General features: G+C 42.1%; 14 protein-coding genes and 4 tRNA genes. 15 read left to right on the forward strand and 3 right to left on the reverse strand.

From position 1 onward, the window contains the following. Positions 1 to 543: 543 nt before the first annotated feature. From ribH to pdhA, 3 genes are all read right to left on the reverse strand, one after another. A complete protein-coding gene (gene ribH / locus C900_RS19280) occupies positions 544 to 1,020 on the reverse strand; it encodes a 6,7-dimethyl-8-ribityllumazine synthase (RefSeq protein WP_009581851.1) in 477 nt (158 codons plus the stop codon). An 81-nt stretch (positions 1,021 to 1,101) separates the two neighbouring features. Continuing rightward, positions 1,102 to 1,809: a tetratricopeptide repeat protein gene (locus C900_RS19285; protein ID WP_009581852.1), complete on the reverse strand. Its 708-nt coding sequence runs from the start codon at positions 1,807 to 1,809 to the stop codon at positions 1,102 to 1,104. A 286-nt stretch (positions 1,810 to 2,095) separates the two neighbouring features. Beyond that, positions 2,096 to 3,130 (reverse strand): pyruvate dehydrogenase (acetyl-transferring) E1 component subunit alpha, encoded by a 1,035-nt coding sequence (pdhA, locus tag C900_RS19290; RefSeq protein ID WP_009581854.1) that lies wholly within the window; start codon positions 3,128 to 3,130, stop codon positions 2,096 to 2,098. Between the two features lie 50 nt (positions 3,131 to 3,180). Here pdhA and recF point away from each other — a divergent pair, with 50 nt between their 5' ends. From recF to rpoC, 15 genes are all read left to right on the forward strand, one after another. Then, the gene (gene recF / locus C900_RS19295) at positions 3,181 to 4,272 is read left to right on the forward strand and encodes a DNA replication/repair protein RecF (protein ID WP_009581855.1); all 1,092 of its coding nucleotides are present in this window, start codon (positions 3,181 to 3,183) and stop codon (positions 4,270 to 4,272) included. Positions 4,273 to 4,292: 20 nt separating this feature from the next. Continuing rightward, complete coding sequence (locus tag C900_RS19300) at positions 4,293 to 4,679, forward strand: DciA family protein (protein ID WP_185113980.1); 387 nt, start codon at positions 4,293 to 4,295, stop codon at positions 4,677 to 4,679. 154 nt (positions 4,680 to 4,833) lie between these two features. Next, a tRNA-Tyr gene (locus C900_RS19305) sits at positions 4,834 to 4,916 on the forward strand. Between the two features lie 71 nt (positions 4,917 to 4,987). Then, positions 4,988 to 5,060 (forward strand) — tRNA-Gly (locus C900_RS19310). A gap of 216 nt (positions 5,061 to 5,276) precedes the next feature. Continuing rightward, positions 5,277 to 5,351 (forward strand) — tRNA-Thr (locus tag C900_RS19315). A 171-nt stretch (positions 5,352 to 5,522) separates the two neighbouring features. Beyond that, positions 5,523 to 6,710, forward strand: a complete 1,188-nt coding sequence (gene tuf, locus C900_RS19320; protein ID WP_040497139.1) for an elongation factor Tu — start codon at positions 5,523 to 5,525, stop codon at positions 6,708 to 6,710. A gap of 172 nt (positions 6,711 to 6,882) precedes the next feature. Further along, positions 6,883 to 6,955: transfer RNA gene (locus C900_RS19325), tRNA-Trp, on the forward strand. Positions 6,956 to 7,182: 227 nt separating this feature from the next. Beyond that, positions 7,183 to 7,374 carry a preprotein translocase subunit SecE gene (gene secE / locus C900_RS19330; protein ID WP_009581858.1) on the forward strand — a complete coding sequence of 64 codons (192 nt, stop codon included), beginning with the start codon at positions 7,183 to 7,185 and terminating at the stop codon, positions 7,372 to 7,374. Between the two features lie 19 nt (positions 7,375 to 7,393). After that, positions 7,394 to 7,951: a transcription termination/antitermination protein NusG gene (nusG, locus tag C900_RS19335; RefSeq protein WP_009581859.1), complete on the forward strand. Its 558-nt coding sequence runs from the start codon at positions 7,394 to 7,396 to the stop codon at positions 7,949 to 7,951. A gap of 4 nt (positions 7,952 to 7,955) precedes the next feature. Beyond that, entirely contained in the window at positions 7,956 to 8,396 is a 441-nt protein-coding gene (gene rplK / locus C900_RS19340; RefSeq protein ID WP_009581860.1) for a 50S ribosomal protein L11, read from the forward strand. Between the two features lie 12 nt (positions 8,397 to 8,408). Beyond that, a complete protein-coding gene (rplA, locus tag C900_RS19345; RefSeq protein ID WP_009581861.1) occupies positions 8,409 to 9,113 on the forward strand; it encodes a 50S ribosomal protein L1 in 705 nt (234 codons plus the stop codon). Continuing rightward, on the forward strand, positions 9,110 to 9,634 hold the full coding sequence (gene rplJ, locus C900_RS19350) for a 50S ribosomal protein L10 (protein WP_009581862.1): 525 nt from the start codon (positions 9,110 to 9,112) through the stop codon (positions 9,632 to 9,634). Before rplA ends, rplJ begins: the two co-directional genes overlap by 4 nt. A 48-nt stretch (positions 9,635 to 9,682) precedes the next feature. Then, a complete protein-coding gene (rplL, locus tag C900_RS19355; protein WP_009581863.1) occupies positions 9,683 to 10,063 on the forward strand; it encodes a 50S ribosomal protein L7/L12 in 381 nt (126 codons plus the stop codon). Between the two features lie 160 nt (positions 10,064 to 10,223). Further along, positions 10,224 to 14,096, forward strand: a complete 3,873-nt coding sequence (gene rpoB, locus C900_RS19360) for a DNA-directed RNA polymerase subunit beta (protein ID WP_009581864.1) — start codon at positions 10,224 to 10,226, stop codon at positions 14,094 to 14,096. A 63-nt stretch (positions 14,097 to 14,159) separates the two neighbouring features. After that, positions 14,160 to 18,467, forward strand: a complete 4,308-nt coding sequence (rpoC, locus tag C900_RS19365) for a DNA-directed RNA polymerase subunit beta' (RefSeq protein ID WP_009581866.1) — start codon at positions 14,160 to 14,162, stop codon at positions 18,465 to 18,467. Position 18,468: the final 1 nt, after the last annotated feature.

Raw genomic sequence — 18,468 nt, forward strand, 5'->3', positions numbered from 1 at the left:
AATAGAGTCCTGAGTACCTGGTCGTGAGTCTTGAGGCTTGAGTTACAAATACTGCTTTACTAAGCCTATAAGGACTAGTAAAGCTTTCCTTGCAAGAAGTAACCAATAATGCTAAAAGGCAGTAGACAGAAGCAGTCGGCAGGTAGAGCAGCAAGCTTTGAGCTTCAAGCAAGCAACACTTAACTATTAACAAATAACGATTAACGATTAACATCAGACAGAAACAGTCGGCAGTACACAAAAGCAGTAGGCAAAATAGAGTCCTGAGTACCTGGTCGTGAGTCTTGAGGCTTGAGTTACAAATACTGCTTTACTAAGCCTATAAGGACTAGTAAAGCTTTCCTTGCAAGAAGTAACCAATAATGCTAAAAGGCAGTAGGCAGAAGCAGCAGGCAAGTAGAGTCTCAAACCTCAAACATGGAACAAACATCAAACATCAAACTCAAATATTAGAACCAATCCGCAAGCTTTAAGCTTCAAGCAAGCAACAATTAACCATTAACCATTGACCATTAACGATTAACGATTAACCATTAACAATAACTAAAACCCTAACATCTTTATCGCGGTAATAGCCGCCTCATCACCTTTGTTTCCATGCTTCCCACCAGCCCGATCCAGAGCTTGCTTTTGGTTGTTAGGAGTCAGTACCCCAAAAATGACCGGCTTGTTGTACTTCAGGCCTACTTCTGTTATACCATGTGCAACAGCGCTACAGATGAAATCAAAATGCTTGGTTTCACCCTGAATGACACATCCAATACAAATGACGGCATCTACATCATCTTTTTGGGCCATCCATTGTGCTGCCAGGGTGAGTTCGAAGCTTCCGGGCACATTTTTTCTAATAATATTATCGCGGCTGGCCCCGTTAGATATCAAGGTTTCATAAGCCCCCGAGTAAAGCGCCTCGGTAACCTCTTCATTCCATTCTGACACAATAACAGCAAAACGTTTGTCTGATATATTGGAGATATTCTTACTGCTGTAGTCGCTTAAATTTTTTTGTGATGATGCCATTTAAAGATCTTTTGGGTTCAAAAATAAAAAAGGGATAAAGATTTAACCCTATCCCTTTTTATAAAATCTTGTTTTTTTGGTTTAAGATTCGCTGCCATTGAGCATAGCCCTGTATTTTTTTGCCTTCTGGAATTCATTAGAATCCCAATATTTGGTTATGATTCTATCATACGCCCGAATGGCCGCCTCATTATTGTTTGCCTTTTCATAAGCCATTGCAGCTTTCAATAAATAGAGCGGAGTGAAATACTTGTTTGGCTTGTATTCGGCTGCTTTTTGGTAAAAGTTTGCAGCCTCTGTATAGTTTTCCTGCTCCATGTATGCATCACCGATCAGGCTATATGCCCTTGCCTGTACTAACAGATCATCCGAACTAAAATCTTTGAGATATAAAATGGCTAGCTCATATTTACCTTGCTTCAGGTATGTTGCACCTGCGTAAAAGTTAGCGAGATTGGCAGCGTCAGTTATGCCATAGTCTTTAATGATACTCAAAAAGCCGAGATTATTCCCATCCCCATTAAGAGCCAGGTTCAGGCTATCTGACTCAAAATAATGCACGGCCTGAAACATCTCATTTTGAGCTTTCAGGTTTTGAGTGTTTTTATAATATCTAAATCCGAAATACCCCGCAATTAATAATGCTACTACTGCGGCTACACCAAACACCAGCCCTTTATGCTGGCTAACAAATTCTTCCGTCTTTGTGATCTGTCCCGCTAAAGCCTCCGGATTCTCAAGTAGGTCACTGCTGTGCTGTTCAGTACCTTTTTTATTTTTTACTGCCATCTGTAAAGATTTTAAGGCTGCAAAACTAACAATTAGTTTATAAAGTAGAAACAGGATTGAAGAAAAATCCTGTTTTCGGTAGCCCTTTTATGTCAATATTCTATAATGGGTGGTTGTATTTTAAACGCCAGGTGACTTTAAGAAAACATCAACATCAAGCTCGCCTTTGCGTAGCCGCTTCGGTAAGTATGGACTTTGAAAGCCCCAAAAAGGCTGAATGTACCAAGGTACTTGAGCATTTTTGAGACCAACGCATTCTTAAGTTGACATTTTTTAGAGACACTTATTAGTCCGTTATATATGGATAGTCCTCATCGGCATATACATCTTTAAAGGCCTCCTTAGGATCAGGAAAATCTGACTCCTCAGAAAATTTCACACATTCAGCCACCTGATCTTTTATCTTTTTTTCTATGGTCTCAAGATCTTTTTCCGAAGCAAACTTCTTATCCAGGATTGTTTTCCTTACCTGCTCAATAGGATCTTTCAGCTTATATTCTTCCACTTCGTCTTTAGTACGATATTTTGCAGGGTCAGACATAGAATGGCCTTTGTACCTGTAGGTTCTGAATTCCAGTAGCGTGGGGCCATCTCCTTTTCGTGCGCGTGCAGCAGCTTTCTCCACCGATTCATGCACTGCTTCTACCGACATGGCATCAACAGGCTCAGATGGCATATCGTATGCCTCTCCCAGAGTGTAGAGGTCGGTAACGTTCGAAGTCCTTTTAACGGAAGTTCCCATAGCATACCCATTGTTCTCAATCACAAATATTACCGGCAATTTCCAGGTCATGGCCAGGTTCAGCGCTTCATGAAAGGCGCCCTGCCTTACCGCACCGTCTCCCATATAGCAAATACAAAGGTTGTCAGTTTTATTATACTTTTCTGCAAAGGCAATGCCTGCACCAAGAGGTACCTGACCGCCAACAATACCATGGCCTCCAAAGAAATGATTTTCTTTGTCAAACATGTGCATAGAGCCACCCTTTCCCTTGGATATGCCCGTTTCCTTGGCAAATAGCTCGGCCATGATCTGCTTCGGATCGGAACCGAGAGCAATTGGGTGAGCATGATCACGATAAGCAGTGATATATTTATCCCCTCTTTTCAGCGCTGAAACAGCACCTGCTACACAAGCCTCTTGTCCTATATATAAATGACAAAAACCACGGATCTTTTGCTGACCATATAGCTGTCCTGCTTTTTCTTCAAACCTCCGCATGAGTAGCATACTTTCAAACCACTCTAGATATGTTTCTTTGGAAAATTTGGATTTGGCAGAAGATTTAGATTTGCTCTTTTCTTTTGTTGTACTTGCCATAATGTTAATTTTGAATGCGATTGGACTGCGAAAATAAGTAAAAAAAGTTAATGCACATTGAAAAATTAAGTTTGTTTAATTTCAAGAATTACGAGGACGTGACCCTGAATTTCTCAGAGAAGGTCAATTGTCTGGTAGGTGTGAATGGCAGTGGCAAGACGAACATACTTGATGCGATATACTATTTATCATTAACAAAAAGCGCCTTCAACAATATCGACAGCCAAAATATTCGCTTTGGAGAAAGCATTTTTAGTATTAAGGGCAATTTTAAGCTGGAGAATAAGACCTACGAAATAGTGTGTGCTTTCCAGGAGGGCTCAAAAAAAACTTTCAAAGCAAATAAAAAGGATTATGAAAAACTAAGCGAGCATGTTGGACGCTTTCCCGTGGTTCTAATCGCTCCCAATGACGTAGATGTAATCAGGGAAGGAAGTGAGGCAAGAAGAAAGTTTTTTGATACTATCCTGTGTCAGTTGGACAGCAGCTATTTGGAGACATTATCGAAATACAATCAATACCTGCGCCAGAGGAACAGTGCTTTGAAAAAATTTGCCTTTATAGGGAGGGTAGACTATGACTTAATTAATACATATGATGACCAACTGCTGAAACTGGGGAAGGATATATTTTTAAAAAGAGCAGCTTTTATTAGAGGTTTTCTGATGTTGTTTCAGCAACACTATATCCAGATCTCACAAGGGAAGGAAGAAGTGAATATTATCTATCGCTCAGAGTGGCTGCAGGATGACTTTGTAGCCCAGTTTAAAGCCAGTATTAAAAAAGACCTGGCGCTGGAAAGAACATCCATGGGCATTCATCGCGATGATTACAGACTTATTATTTCCGGTAAGCCGATAAAAAAGTTTGCCTCACAGGGGCAACAAAAGACATACCTGGTCGCACTCAAAATGGCGCATTTTGATACTATTGCAGGCTTGAAGGATTTTAAACCTATACTGTTGCTGGATGATATTTTTGATAAGTTGGATGATGAGCGTATCCGTAAGCTGATGGAGATGATTACAGGCCATCAGTTTGGCCAGGTTTTTATTACCGATGCCCGTAGGGACAGAACAGAACAACTCCTGGCAACCTTTAACTTACCAGCTCAGATCATAACGCTGCCCCTGGCAAAATAAGGCAGGTTGGCCCACTATTAATGAGAAAGACGACATTCAGTGAAAGCAGGAAAGGAAAAGCGAGTATATTTGTAGTGGACCAGACAGTATATTGTATGAGGAAAAAGTATGAGGAAAATGCCAGAAGCGGAGAACGCTCCTTGAAGTCTGCCATAACAGAGATGTTAAATACCTATAATCTCAAAAGGAAATATGATGCTGCAAATGTTATTGCTTCCTGGGAAAAATTGATGGGTAAAACAATAGCCAACAGAACAGGAAAGATCTTTGTTAAGAAGCAGGTACTGTTCGTTGAGATCCAATCTGCACCACTTAAACACGAGCTCAATATGTCCAAGAGTAAAATTCTGGATATTTTCAAAAGGGAGTTTGGAGAAGGCGTTGTTGATGAGGTCATATTCATGTAAAACCGCTAAAAAGGGGCATTTTGAAAAAAAATAATCTTTTTTTTTCAAAAGTTTGATTAAAAGAAAAAACCGTATAATTTTGCACTTCCTTTGGAAAAAACGAGGACTGAAATCCTCAAAATCAAAGGAAAGTTCATTAATAAAATGAAGCTTTGGGGGGATACCAAAGCGGCCAACTGGGACGGACTGTAAATCCGTTGTCTTATGACTTCGCAGGTTCGAATCCTGCTCCCCCCACATTTTATTTTTCCGGGAGTGTTTATGATAGCTTACAAAGTTGTAAATTTGTCTCCCGGAAAAAACATTAAGCGGGAGTAGCTCAGTTGGTAGAGCGACAGCCTTCCAAGCTGTAGGTCGCGGGTTCGAGCCTCGTCTCCCGCTCAACTTTTGAGTTTAAGGTTGATAAGTCTGCTACAGGCAGGATCGTTTTATGGAAGTTTATGCTTCTAAAAAGTGGTTTTAAAAGTTTCGACTTTAAGTTATGAGCTTTGAACTTTTCAGTCCGGGATAGCTCAGGGGTAGAGTGTTCCGTCTTGTGAAATATCAGGATAGGAAGTCGGGGTCCCGACTGAAAGCACTCCTGGCTCAGCGGAATTAGCCGAGATAGCTCAGGGGTAGAGCGCTTCCTTGGTAAGGAAGAGGTCGGGGGTTCAAATCCCCTTCTTGGCTCCAGGTATGGAATTGATGTATTTCGTGCCCATGAGAATGAGCTATAAGGAGCTCAGCAATGAAGAAGGATCATTGCCGTAAAGCTTGCGGTGTAATGAGCCTTATACTCATTTAAAGGGTAAACAATTAACAAAATAACGAATATAATTTTAACTAAACTAGGGATTTTCAAATATGGCTAAAGAAACTTTTGACCGTTCAAAACCCCACGTGAATATTGGAACAATCGGTCACGTAGACCACGGTAAAACAACTTTGACTGCTGCGATATCAAAAGTATTGTCAGATAAAGGTCTTGCTGAAAACAGAGACTTTTCATCTATCGATAACGCTCCGGAAGAAAAAGAAAGAGGTATTACTATTAATACGTCACACATTGAGTACGCAACTGAGAATAGACACTATGCTCACGTTGACTGTCCAGGTCACGCGGATTACGTAAAAAACATGGTAACTGGTGCTGCTCAGATGGATGGAGCTATTATTGTTGTTGCTGCTACTGACGGACCAATGCCTCAAACAAGAGAGCACATCCTTCTTTCACGTCAGGTAGGTGTGCCTGCGCTGGTTGTGTTTATGAACAAAGTAGACTTAGTAGACGATCCTGAATTGTTAGAGCTTGTTGAAATGGAAATCAGAGAGCTTCTTTCTGATTATGATTTCCCTGGTGATGATATTCCTGTTATCCAAGGTTCTGCTTTGGGTGCCTTGAATGGTGAGCCTCAGTGGGTTGAAAAAGTTGAAGAATTGATGAAAGCTGTTGATGAGTATATTCCTCTTCCTGAGCGTTTGATCGATAAAGACTTCTTGATGCCTGTTGAAGACGTATTCTCTATCACTGGTAGAGGTACTGTAGCTACCGGTAGAATCGAAAGAGGTATCATCAACTCTGGTGATCCTGTAGATATTCTTGGTATGGGTGCAGAAGGTTTGAAATCTACTGTTACTGGTGTGGAAATGTTCAGAAAAATATTGGACAGAGGTGAAGCTGGTGATAACGTAGGTCTTCTTTTAAGAGGTATCGAAAAAGATCAGATTAAAAGAGGTATGGTTATCTGTAAGCCAGGTTCTGTAACGCCTCACAAAAAATTCAAAGCTGAGGTTTACGTTCTGTCTAAAGAAGAAGGTGGTCGTCATACTCCTTTCTTCAACAAATACAGACCTCAGTTCTACCTGAGAACAACTGATGTTACTGGTGAGATCTACCTTCCTGAAGGAGTGGAGATGGTTATGCCGGGTGACAACGTTTCTATCACTGTTGAGTTGATCAACGCGGTAGCAATGGAAAAAGGACTTCGTTTCGCTATCCGTGAGGGTGGTAGAACAGTAGGTTCTGGTCAGGTAACTGAAATTTTAGATTAAGAATAGAATATTCTAGTAGAGCGTTCCGGAAAATATTCGGAACGCTTTTATTTTCTAAATATTTGTCGTATCTTTGCAGACCATTTTGAGTTGTGGTATATGAGTTGGCCTGAATTTGGTCAATAAAATTGGGAGGAAAGAGGTTGCAAATGGCTCGTAGGATACATGACAAACGGGTGTAGCTCAATTGGTAGAGTAGCGGTCTCCAAAACCGTTGGCTGGGAGTTCGAGTCTCTCCACCCGTGCAAATACAGAAGCCTTGAAAAGACGAGGTGTATAGTTTGAATTGATTGATATGAGCGCAGGTGCTGGGAGCCTGTCCCGGTGGCCATCGGGATTCGAGTATTTCCACCCGTGCAAATATAGAAACCTTGTAAAGTCAAGGTAAAAAAGTTAAAAAATTGTTTTAAGTGAAGGGAGGTTTGGTGATATCCATTCCTTTGCCTGAGCTGAATTTTAATAAAAAAGTCTGATGCATAAGTTAAAGACATTTATCCTGGAGTCATACGATGAGATGAAGAATAAGGTCTCATGGCCCAAATATAGCGAATTGCAAAGCAGCTCCATATTGGTACTTGTTGCTTCTTTGATCTTCGCTTTGGTGATAGGTTTGATGGATTATGTATTTCAAACCGGCATGGACTGGTTCTATAAGGAATTTTAATATTTAGACTTGACTAGCGATGAGTGAATTAAAATGGTATGTGGTTAGGGTCGTAAGTGGTCAGGAAAAGAAAGTAAAAACTTACCTGGAAACTGAAGTGGAGAGAGAGAAACTTCAGGATTTTATTCCCCAGGTGTTGATCCCTTCTGAAAAGGTGTATGAGATGCGGGGAGGGAAGAAGAGAGTCAGAGAGAGAAACTTTTTTCCGGGATATGTGCTTGTTTCTGCTGATCTCAGCAACGGAGAGGCAAACCACTTGGTAACAAGTATTCCGGGCGTAATAGGCTTCTTGGGTAACAATGGTACGGGGTCTTCAAAAGAACCTGTCCCCTTGCGTCAGTCGGAAGTAAACAGAATACTGGGTAAGGTAGATGAGATTGACGAATTTGAAGAAAAACTGGAAACACCATATATAGTAGGAGAGTCGGTGAAGGTGATGGATGGACCTTTTAGCGGTTTTACCGGAACTGTAGAGGAAGTTTTCGAAGAGCGTAAAAAGCTCAACGTAATGGTAAAAATATTCGGCAGGAATACTCCTGTAGAATTAAACTATATGCAAGTAGAAAAATTAGATTAAGATAATGGCTAAGGAAATTAGTGGATACTTGAAGTTGCAGATCAGAGGAGGCGCAGCAAACCCTTCTCCTCCCGTAGGTCCCGCATTAGGTTCTAAGGGACTTAACATCATGGACTTCTGCAAGCAGTTTAATGCTAGAACGCAAGAGAAACAGGGTCAGGTGTTGCCTGTATTAATTACAATCTATACTGATAAGTCTTTTGACTTTGTAATTAAAACTCCTCCTGCTGCTGTGATGCTGCTGGAAGCTTCTAAGAAAAAGAGCGGTTCTGCGGAGCCAAACAGGAACAAGATCGGTAGCGTTACCTGGGATCAGGTCAAAACTATTGCTGAGACTAAAATGCCCGACCTGAATGCCTTTAAAGTAGAATCTGCAATGAAAATGGTTGCTGGTACAGCCAGAAGTATGGGTATAAAAGTTACAGGAACAGCTCCTTGGGAGTAAAATTTGAAGCAAATGGGAAAACTGACAAAAAATCAGAAAGCGGCAAAGGCCAAAGTGGATAATCTTAAAGAATATTCTCTTGATGATGCTGCTAATCTTTTGAAAGAGATCACTTTCACTAAATTCGATGCTTCTGTTGATTTGGACATTCGTTTGGGTGTTGATCCTAAGAAAGCTGATCAGATGGTAAGAGGTGTGGTTACATTGCCTCACGGAACTGGTAAAGATCTTAAAGTGTTGGTACTTTGTACCCCTGACAAAGAGCAGGAAGCTAAAGATGCCGGTGCTGACTATGTAGGTCTTGACGACTACATTAAGAAAATTGAAGAGGGCTGGACTGATATTGATGTTATCATTACCATGCCTACAGTAATGGCCAAGGTAGGTAGATTAGGTAGAGTGTTAGGACCTCGTGGTCTTATGCCTAACCCTAAGTCGGGTACCGTTACTTTGGAGGTAGGAAAAGCGGTAAAAGATATCAAAGCCGGTAAAATAGACTTTAAAGTTGATAAATTCGGGATCATTCACGTAAGTGTTGGAAAAGCGTCATTTACCCCTGACAAGATCAAGGATAACGTGCAGGAGATGATCCAGACCATATCTAAACTTAAGCCTGCTTCAGCGAAGGGTACGTACTTCAAAAGTATCAATATCTCTACTACAATGAGCCCTTCAATAACTATTGATAAAAACTCAATTTCAGGATTAAAATCATGACAAGGCAAGAAAAAGCAAATATAATAGAGGCGCTGACCGAGAAGTTTAATAACAATCCGCACTTTTATATTACGGATGCTTCTGGCCTGTCAGTAGCCCAGGTAAACGCTTTCAGAAAAGTATGTTACGACAGAGGCGTAGAATATGGCGTGTACAAAAACACATTGATCAAGAAAGCACTTAGCAATGTAGATGGCGATTTCTCTGCTCTTGATGAGTCATTGAAAGGATTCTCCGGAGTGGTTTTCTCAAACGAGACGGCTAATCTGCCTGCTAAAGTGATCACAGAATACAGAAAAAAACAAGGTGCCAAAAAACCTTTGTTAAAGGCTGCTTCCATAGATAAAGATTTCTTCATTGGCGAGGAAAATCTGAAAATGTTGAGCGAACTCAAATCTAAGAATGAGCTCATTGGTGATGTTATCGCACTTCTTCAGTCACCTGCTAAGAATGTACTTTCAGCTCTTCAGAGTGGAAAACATACTATCGGTGGCCTGGTGAAGGCGCTGGCTGAGCGATAAAATGAATTTAAAGTAACAAAAGAATAATTGACTAAATAAGAATAAAAAATGGCAGACGTTAAAGCACTTGGAGATCAACTAGTTGAACTTACAGTAAAAGAAGTAAATGAGCTAGCAGAATATTTGAAAGAAACGCACGGCATTGAGCCTGCGGCTGCTGCGGCTGTTGCTGTTGCTGCACCTGCAGCCGGTGACGGTGGTGAAGCTGGAGCTGAAAAAACAGAATTTGATGTGATCCTTAAGTCACCAGGTGGAGCTAAATTAGCAATCGTTAAATTAGTGAAAGAACTTACTGGACTTGGACTTAAAGAAGCTAAAGAAGTGGTAGACGGAGCACCTAAAGCTATCAAAGAAGGTGTGTCTAAAGACGAAGCTGAAGGTCTTAAGAAGCAGCTTGAAGAAGCTGGGGCCGAAGTTGAGTTGAAGTAACCCTTGGCGACATATTATTGCTCGTCTAACAATAAGTTAGGCCCCGGTAAACAAATCGGGGTCTTTTGCTGTTTGTAGATACTTTACAAACAGTCTATTTCCGGGCCGTCAGACGACTTTCGGCCATTTACAACATCTTGTAATTTAAATTTTTAAAGCCTTGGCTACTAAAAAAGATAACTCAAGAATCAGTTTTTCATCTATTAAGAAAGTAATAGATTATCCCGATTTCCTTGATATACAACTTCAGTCTTTCAAGGACTTTTTTCAGTTGGAAACTCCTGCCGAAAAAAGGCAACAAGAAGGACTATTCAAAGTATTTTCTGAAAATTTTCCGATCACGGATTCCAGAGAAAACTTTGTGTTGGAGTTTATTGATTACATAGTTGATCCTCCCAAATATTCAGTTGACGAGAGTATTGACAGAGGACTCACCTATTCAGTGCCTTTGAAAGCAAAACTTAAACTGACCTGTAATGACGAAGACAATGAAGACTTCGAAACTATAGAGCAGGAGGTTTTCCTGGGCAATATACCTTATATGACGAAGAAAGGCTCATTCGTGATCAATGGTGCTGAGCGTGTTATCGTTTCCCAGCTTCACAGATCACCGGGCGTATTCTTCGCTCAAAGCAAGCATACTAACGGTACAAAGCTTTACTCTGCCAGAATTATTCCTTTCAAGGGATCATGGATTGAATTTGCTACCGATGTAAACAATGTAATGTATGCTTATATCGATAGAAAGAAGAAATTCCCTGTAACAACTTTGCTTCGTGCAATAGGTTATGGAAGCGATAAAGATATATTAGACCTCTTTGGGCTTTCCGAAGAAGTAAAGGCTACCAAAAAGGACCTTAAGAATGCTGCAGGTAGAAAACTGGCAGCAAGAGTACTGAAAACCTGGACTGAAGATTTCGTGGATGAAGATACGGGAGAGGTGGTGTCAATTGACAGAAACGAAGTACTCCTTGAAAGAGATCATATTCTTACTGAAGAGGATATTGATACTATTGTAGAATCCGGATCTAAGTCAATAATCCTTCACAGGGAAGATGTAAACGTTACGGATTATACCATTATATTCAATACCCTTGCTAAAGACAACTCTAACTCTGAAAAAGAGGCGGTGGAGCAAATTTACCGTCAGTTGAGAAATACCGAGGCACCGGATGAGCAAACGGCAAGAGATATTATCCAAAGCTTGTTCTTCAGTGAAAAGAGATACGATCTTGGTGAAGTTGGTAGATACAGAATAAACAAGAAGTTAGGTCTTGATATCGACTCTGACCAGAGGGTATTGACTACCGAAGATATTATCCTGATCGTGAAATATCTGATCGGTTTGATCAACTCCAAAGCTGTAGTGGATGATATCGACCACTTGAGTAACAGAAGGGTAAGGACAGTTGGTGAGCAGTTGTACACCCAGTTTGGTGTGGGACTTGCCAGAATGGCCAGAACGATCAAAGAAAGAATGAACGTTAGAGATAACGAAGACTTTAAGCCTGTTGACCTGATCAACGCGCGTACGTTGTCTTCTGTGATCAACTCATTCTTCGGCACCAACCAGTTGTCACAGTTTATGGATCAGACCAACCCTCTTGCGGAGATTACTCACAAGAGAAGGATGTCAGCCCTGGGGCCTGGCGGTCTTTCAAGAGAAAGAGCAGGTTTCGAGGTGCGTGACGTTCACTATACACACTACGGCAGACTTTGTACCATTGAAACTCCTGAAGGTCCGAACATCGGACTAATATCTTCTCTTTGCGTGCATGCCAAGGTGAACAACATGGGATTCATCGAAACACCATACAGAGAGGTAAACAGTGGTAAAGTGGTAATGACCGGTGATGTGAAGTACCTCACAGCAGAAGAGGAGGATACTCATAACATCGCTCAGGCCAACGCTCCATTGAAAGATAGCGGAGAGTTCATTAACGAAAGAGTAAAAGCTCGTTTTGAAGGTGACTTCCCTGTAGTAGAGCCTGGTGAAGTAAGGTATATGGACGTGGCGCCTAACCAGATCGTTTCTGTAGCGGCCTCACTTATTCCATTCCTTGAGCATGACGATGCTAACCGTGCCCTGATGGGTTCAAACATGCAACGTCAGGCAGTGCCTTTGATGAAGCCTGAGGCTCCTATTGTTGGTACTGGCCTTGAAGGCAGGGTGGCCCTTGATTCAAGAGCGTTGATCCTTGCAGAAGGTGACGGTGTGGTTGAATTCGTAGATGCGAAAAAGATCGTTGTGAAATATGATATGAATGAGGATGATATCCTCATCAATTTTGATGACGATTTCAGAACGTATAACCTGATCAAGTTCCGAAGAACTAACCAGGATACTTGCATTAACCTTACTCCTATTGTTAAAAAAGGAGAAAGGGTACTGAAGGGACAGCCACTGGTGGAAGGCTATGCCACTGAGGGTGGAGAACTGGCGCTTGGAAGAAACCTGAGAGTGGCATACATGCCCTGGCAGGGTTACAACTTCGAGGATGCCATTGTAATCTCTGAAAAAGTGGTACGCGATGATATCTATACTTCAATCCATATCGATGAGTATGAGCTTGAAGTAAGAGATACAAAACGTGGTGAGGAAGAATTGACTTCTGAGATACCTAACGTTAGCGAAGAGGCTGTGAAACACCTTGACGAAAACGGTATCATCAGAATTGGAGCAGAGGTAAAAGAAGGTGACATCCTGATCGGTAAGATTACACCTAAGGGAGAAACAGACCCCACTCCGGAGGAAAAGCTGCTTAGGGCGATCTTCGGTGATAAAGCCGGTGATGTGAAGGATGCTTCTATGAAAGCGCCACCATCTTTAAGGGGTGTAGTTATCGATACAAAGCTGTTCTCAAGGCCTAAGAAAGACAAAGAACTAAGAGCTAAGTCTAAGAAGGAAGTGGAGATCCTTAAAAACAAATACAGCAAGGAACTATTGGCTTTGAGGTCTCGAATGATCGAAAAGTTGACTCAGCTTCTTGATGGACAGACAAGCCAGGGGATCAAACACAAATTTGGTGATGAACTGATCAGCAAAGGCGTGAAATTCAATGCTAAGAACATTGAGCAGAATCTGTTCCCTGAAAAGAACATATATAAAGATGAAAGCACATACAATGTGCCGGAAGAGGTAAACCTCGTTTCTGATGTTATTCTGGACAACTGGACGGCAGATGAAAGAGTAAACGACTTGGTGTTCAAGCTGGTGAAAAGCTACAACATTAAACGTAATGAAATCTCAGGTGAATTCAAGAGAGAAAGATTTACATTAGAAGTAGGTGATGAATTGCCCGCGGGGATTGTACAATTAGCTAAGGTTTATATCGCCAAGAAGAGAAAACTAAAAGTAGGTGATAAAATGGCAGGTCGACATGGTAACAAAGGTGTTGTTGCCAAGATCGTAAGAGAGGAGGATATGCCTTTCCTTGAAGACGGAACGCCTGTTGACATTTGCTTGAACCCACTCGGGGTACCTTCAAGGATGAACCTTGGACAGATCTACGAGACCGTGTTAGGCTGGGCAGGATTAAAGCTTGGCAGACGTTATGCAACGCCAATTTTCGATGGCGCTTCTATGGAGGAAGTGGCTAATGAATTGGCCGAAGCAGGACTCCCGGAGTATGGAAGAGCTTATTTGCATGATGGTCTCACCGGACAGCGATTCGATCAGCCGGTAACAGTCGGTATAGCTTATATGCTTAAGCTGGGGCACTTGGTAGACGATAAGATGCACGCCAGATCTATCGGACCTTACTCACTCATCACGCAGCAGCCTCTTGGTGGTAAAGCACAATTCGGAGGTCAGCGATTCGGAGAGATGGAGGTTTGGGCGCTTGAGGCGTTTGGAGCATCTCATGTCCTTCAGGAAATACTTACTATTAAGTCGGATGACGTAATAGGAAGAGCGAAAGCTTATGAAGCGATCGTAAAAGGCGAGAATATGAAGAAGCCTAATATTCCTGAATCGTTCAATGTATTGGTACACGAGCTTCGTGGTCTTGCATTGGAAATTACTTTAGACTAATAATAAAATATTCTGATCGGGAGGCACTGACCTCCTGATCATTAGACATTAAATAATCAAACTATGTCGTTCAGAAAGAATAAAAAGTTAAACAACGATTTTTCTAAGGTTACCATTAGCCTGGCTTCGCCCGAGTCTATTCTTGAAAGCTCCCATGGTGAAGTTACGCAACCGGAAACCATTAACTACAGGACATACAAACCTGAAATGGGTGGATTATTCTGCGAAAGAATTTTTGGTCCTGTTAAGGATTGGGAATGTCATTGTGGTAAATATAAAAGGATCAGATATAAAGGTATTATCTGTGACAGATGTGGTGTTGAGGTTACTGAAAAGAAAGTAAGACGAGAGAGAATGGGCCATATTGAACTGGTGGTGCCCGTAGCTCATATCTGGTATTTTAAATCGCTGCCTAACAAAATAGGATATCTTCTGGGCTTGCCTACTAAAAAGCTAGACCAGATTATCTACTACGAGAGATATGTGGTTATCCAACCTGGTGTTAAGGAAGAAGATGGCTTGGCCATGATGGACTTCCTTACCGAGGATGAATACCTGGATATCGTAGATAAGATGCCTAGAGAAAACCACCTGCTTGATGATGATGATCCTAACAAGTTCATCGCAAAAATGGGAGCAGAGGCATTGGAAATGCTATTAGCAAGAATTGATCTGGATACACTTTCATACGATCTGAGACATCAGGCGGCCACTGATACTTCTCAGCAGAGAAAGGCAGAGGCATTGAAAAGACTGAAAGTGGTTGAGGCATTCAGAGAAGCAAGAACCAGAATCGAAAATCGTCCTGAGTGGATGGTGATCAGAATGGTGCCTGTAATTCCACCTGAATTGAGGCCACTGGTACCACTTGATGGCGGTCGATTTGCTACTTCTGACCTTAACGACCTTTACAGAAGAGTAATTATCAGAAATAACCGTCTGAAAAGACTTATTGATATTAAAGCTCCTGAAGTAATTCTACGAAACGAGAAGAGAATGCTTCAGGAAGCAGTGGATTCACTGTTTGATAACTCTAGAAAAGTGAATGCAGTGAGATCGGATGGAAACAGAGCTTTGAAATCTTTAAGTGACATGCTTAAAGGTAAGCAAGGTCGATTCCGTCAAAACCTGTTGGGTAAAAGGGTTGACTACTCCGGCCGTTCTGTGATCGTAGTTGGTCCGGAGCTGAAACTGCATGAGTGTGGTCTGCCTAAAGATATGGCAGCAGAGCTTTTCAAACCTTTTATCATCAGAAAGCTGATCGAAAGAGGAATTGTAAAAACAGTGAAGTCAGCCAAGAAAATTGTAGATAGAAAAGATCCCGTAGTTTGGGATATCCTTGAAAATGTTTTGAAAGGACACCCTGTAATGCTTAACCGGGCTCCGACACTTCACAGACTGGGTATCCAGGCCTTCCAGCCTAAGCTGATAGAAGGTAAGGCTATCCAGTTGCACCCGCTGGTATGTACTGCATTTAACGCTGACTTTGACGGTGACCAGATGGCGGTACACGTACCGCTTGGTCAGGAGGCTGTTCTGGAAGCTTCACTGTTGATGCTTTCATCGCACAACATTCTGAACCCTGCCAATGGTGCCCCTATTACCGTACCTTCTCAGGATATGGTACTGGGACTTTACTATGTAACAAAAGGTAGAAGAGGAACCGAGGATCATCCTGTAAAAGGTGAAGGTATGATGTTCTACAGTGCAGAGGAAGTGATCATTGCCATCAATGAAGGAGTACTTTCCAAGCACGCTTACATCAAAGTGAGAACAAAGGTTCGAAATGAAAAAGGCGAGCTTGAAAACAAAGTGATAGAGACTGTTGCAGGTAGAGTGTTGTTTAACCAGCACGTTCCTGAAGAGGTAGGTTTCGTTGATGAACTGTTGACGAAGAAAAAGCTGCAGCAGATCATTTCGGATGTGTTTAAAATATCAGGAATGGCCCGTACTGCGCATTTCCTTGACGATATTAAAGATCTTGGGTTCCAAATGGCCTATAAAGGTGGTCTTTCAATGGGACTGAACGATGTGGCTATTCCACCGGAAAAGGAAGTGTTGGTAGCTCAGGCTAAGGAAGAAGTGGATGCCGTATGGAACAACTACCTGATGGGTCTTATCACCGATAACGAAAGATATAACCAGGTGATCGATATCTGGACCAGGATCAATACTCAGTTGACCAATACGCTGATGACGAAACTGGCCGAAGATGATCAGGGTTTCAACTCCATCTATATGATGATGCACTCCGGTGCGAGGGGTTCCAGGGAGCAGATCCGTCAGTTGGGAGGTATGAGAGGTCTGATGGCTAAGCCACAAAAGAATCTTGCGGGCTCTGTTGGTGCAATTATTGAAAACCCTATCCTTTCAAACTTTAAAGAAGGACTGGACGTAATCGAGTACTTTATCTCAACACACGGTGCACGTAAAGGTCTGGCAGATACCGCTTTGAAAACTGCGGATGCCGGTTACCTGACCAGAAGGCTTGTAGACGTAGCACAAGACCTTGTGATCACTGAAGATGATTGCGGTACTTTAAGAGGACTTACAGTTACGGCTTTAAAAGACAATGAGGATATCGTTGAGCCACTATCTGAGAGAATATTAGGACGTGTATCTGTACACGACATATATGATCCTATCACAGATGAGCTTATTTGTGAATCTGGTGATGAGATCACAGAAGAGATTGCCAAGGCGATTGATGAGACAGCCATAGAAGAAGTGGAGATCAGATCGCTTCTTACTTGTGAGACTAAGCTCGGTGGTTGCGCTAAATGCTATGGCCGCAACCTGGCTACAGGTAGAATGGTACATGCCGGAGAGGCTGTTGGTGTTATTGCTGCCCAGTCTATCGGTGAACCAGGTACGCAGCTTACGTTGAGAACTTTCCACGTTGGGGGTACTGCTTCTAACATTGCCGTTGATGCTAACATTAAGGCTAAATTTGAAGGTATCATTGAGTTCGAAGGAATTAGAACCATTAAAACTACCAACAAAGATGGTGATAATGTAGAAGTAGTAATGGGCCGTACCGGTGAGATCAAGGTAATCGATGAGAAGAAGAAAACTGTCATGATGACCAACCACGTGCCTTACGGCTCATTCCTGAAGGTGAAGGATGGTCAAAAGGTAGAAAAAGGCCAGGAACTTGTTTACTGGGATCCTTACAACGCGGTAATCTTGTCTGAATTTGACGGAACAATCGAATTTGAGTCTATTATCGAAGGCATTACCTATAAAGAAGAGTCCGATGAGCAAACCGGGCACAGAGAGAAGGTAATTACCGATACAAAAGATAAAACAAAAAACCCTGCAATCAGGGTAAATACAAAGGATGATGGTAAGTCTTACAATATACCTGTAGGCGCTCACCTTGCAGTAGAGAACGGAGATAAGATCAAAGCCGGACAGATTTTGGCTAAAATCCCGAGAACGATGGGTAAGTCGAGAGATATTACCGGGGGTCTTCCACGGGTAACAGAATTATTCGAGGCAAGAAACCCTTCTAACCCTGCTGTGGTAAGTGAGATCGATGGTGTGGTGACTTACGGAGGTATCAAGCGTGGTAACAGAGAGATCTTTATCGAGTCGAAAGACGGAATAAAGAAGAGATACCTGGTATCGCTTTCTAAGCACATTCTTGTGCAGGACAATGACTTTGTGAAAGCCGGATATCCTTTATCAGACGGAGCTATTACTCCGGCAGACATTCTGTCTATCAAAGGCCCTACTGCCGTGCAGGAATACCTGGTGAATGAAATTCAGGAGGTTTACCGTCTGCAAGGTGTGAAGATCAACGATAAGCATATCGAGGCCATTGTGAGTCAGATGATGCAAAAGGTTCAGATCGTAGATCCGGGAGATACCAGCTTCCTTACCAACGAGATCGTGGATAAGTTTGTCTTCAGCGAAGAAAACGATTCTGTACTTGATAAAAAGGTAGTGACAGATGCCGGTGACTCTGAGAACCTGAAGCCCGGACAGATCGTAACGGCCCGTGAGTTGAGAGATGAGAACTCTACGTTGAAGCGAAAGGACTTGCAACTTGTAGAGGTTAGAGAAGCCATGCCGGCTGTATCGAAGCCTACCTTGCAGGGTATTACTCAGGCTTCGTTGAAAACGGAAAGCTTCTTGTCAGCAGCTTCATTCCAGGAAACTACCAAAGTGTTGAGTGAAGCGGCTATCAGAGGTAAGGCGGATCAGTTGCTAGGACTGAAAGAGAACGTAATCGTAGGACACCTCATTCCTGCAGGTACAGGACAGAGAACGTTCAAGGATGTCATCGTTGGATCTCAGGAAGAGTATAATGAGCTCGTAGCTTCCAAAGAAGAATCAAAGGAAAGAGAATTTCAGGAAGGTAGATAAT

The organism is Fulvivirga imtechensis AK7 (assembly GCF_000331535.1).
GTDB classification, from domain to species: Bacteria; Bacteroidota; Bacteroidia; order Cytophagales; family Cyclobacteriaceae; genus Fulvivirga; species Fulvivirga imtechensis.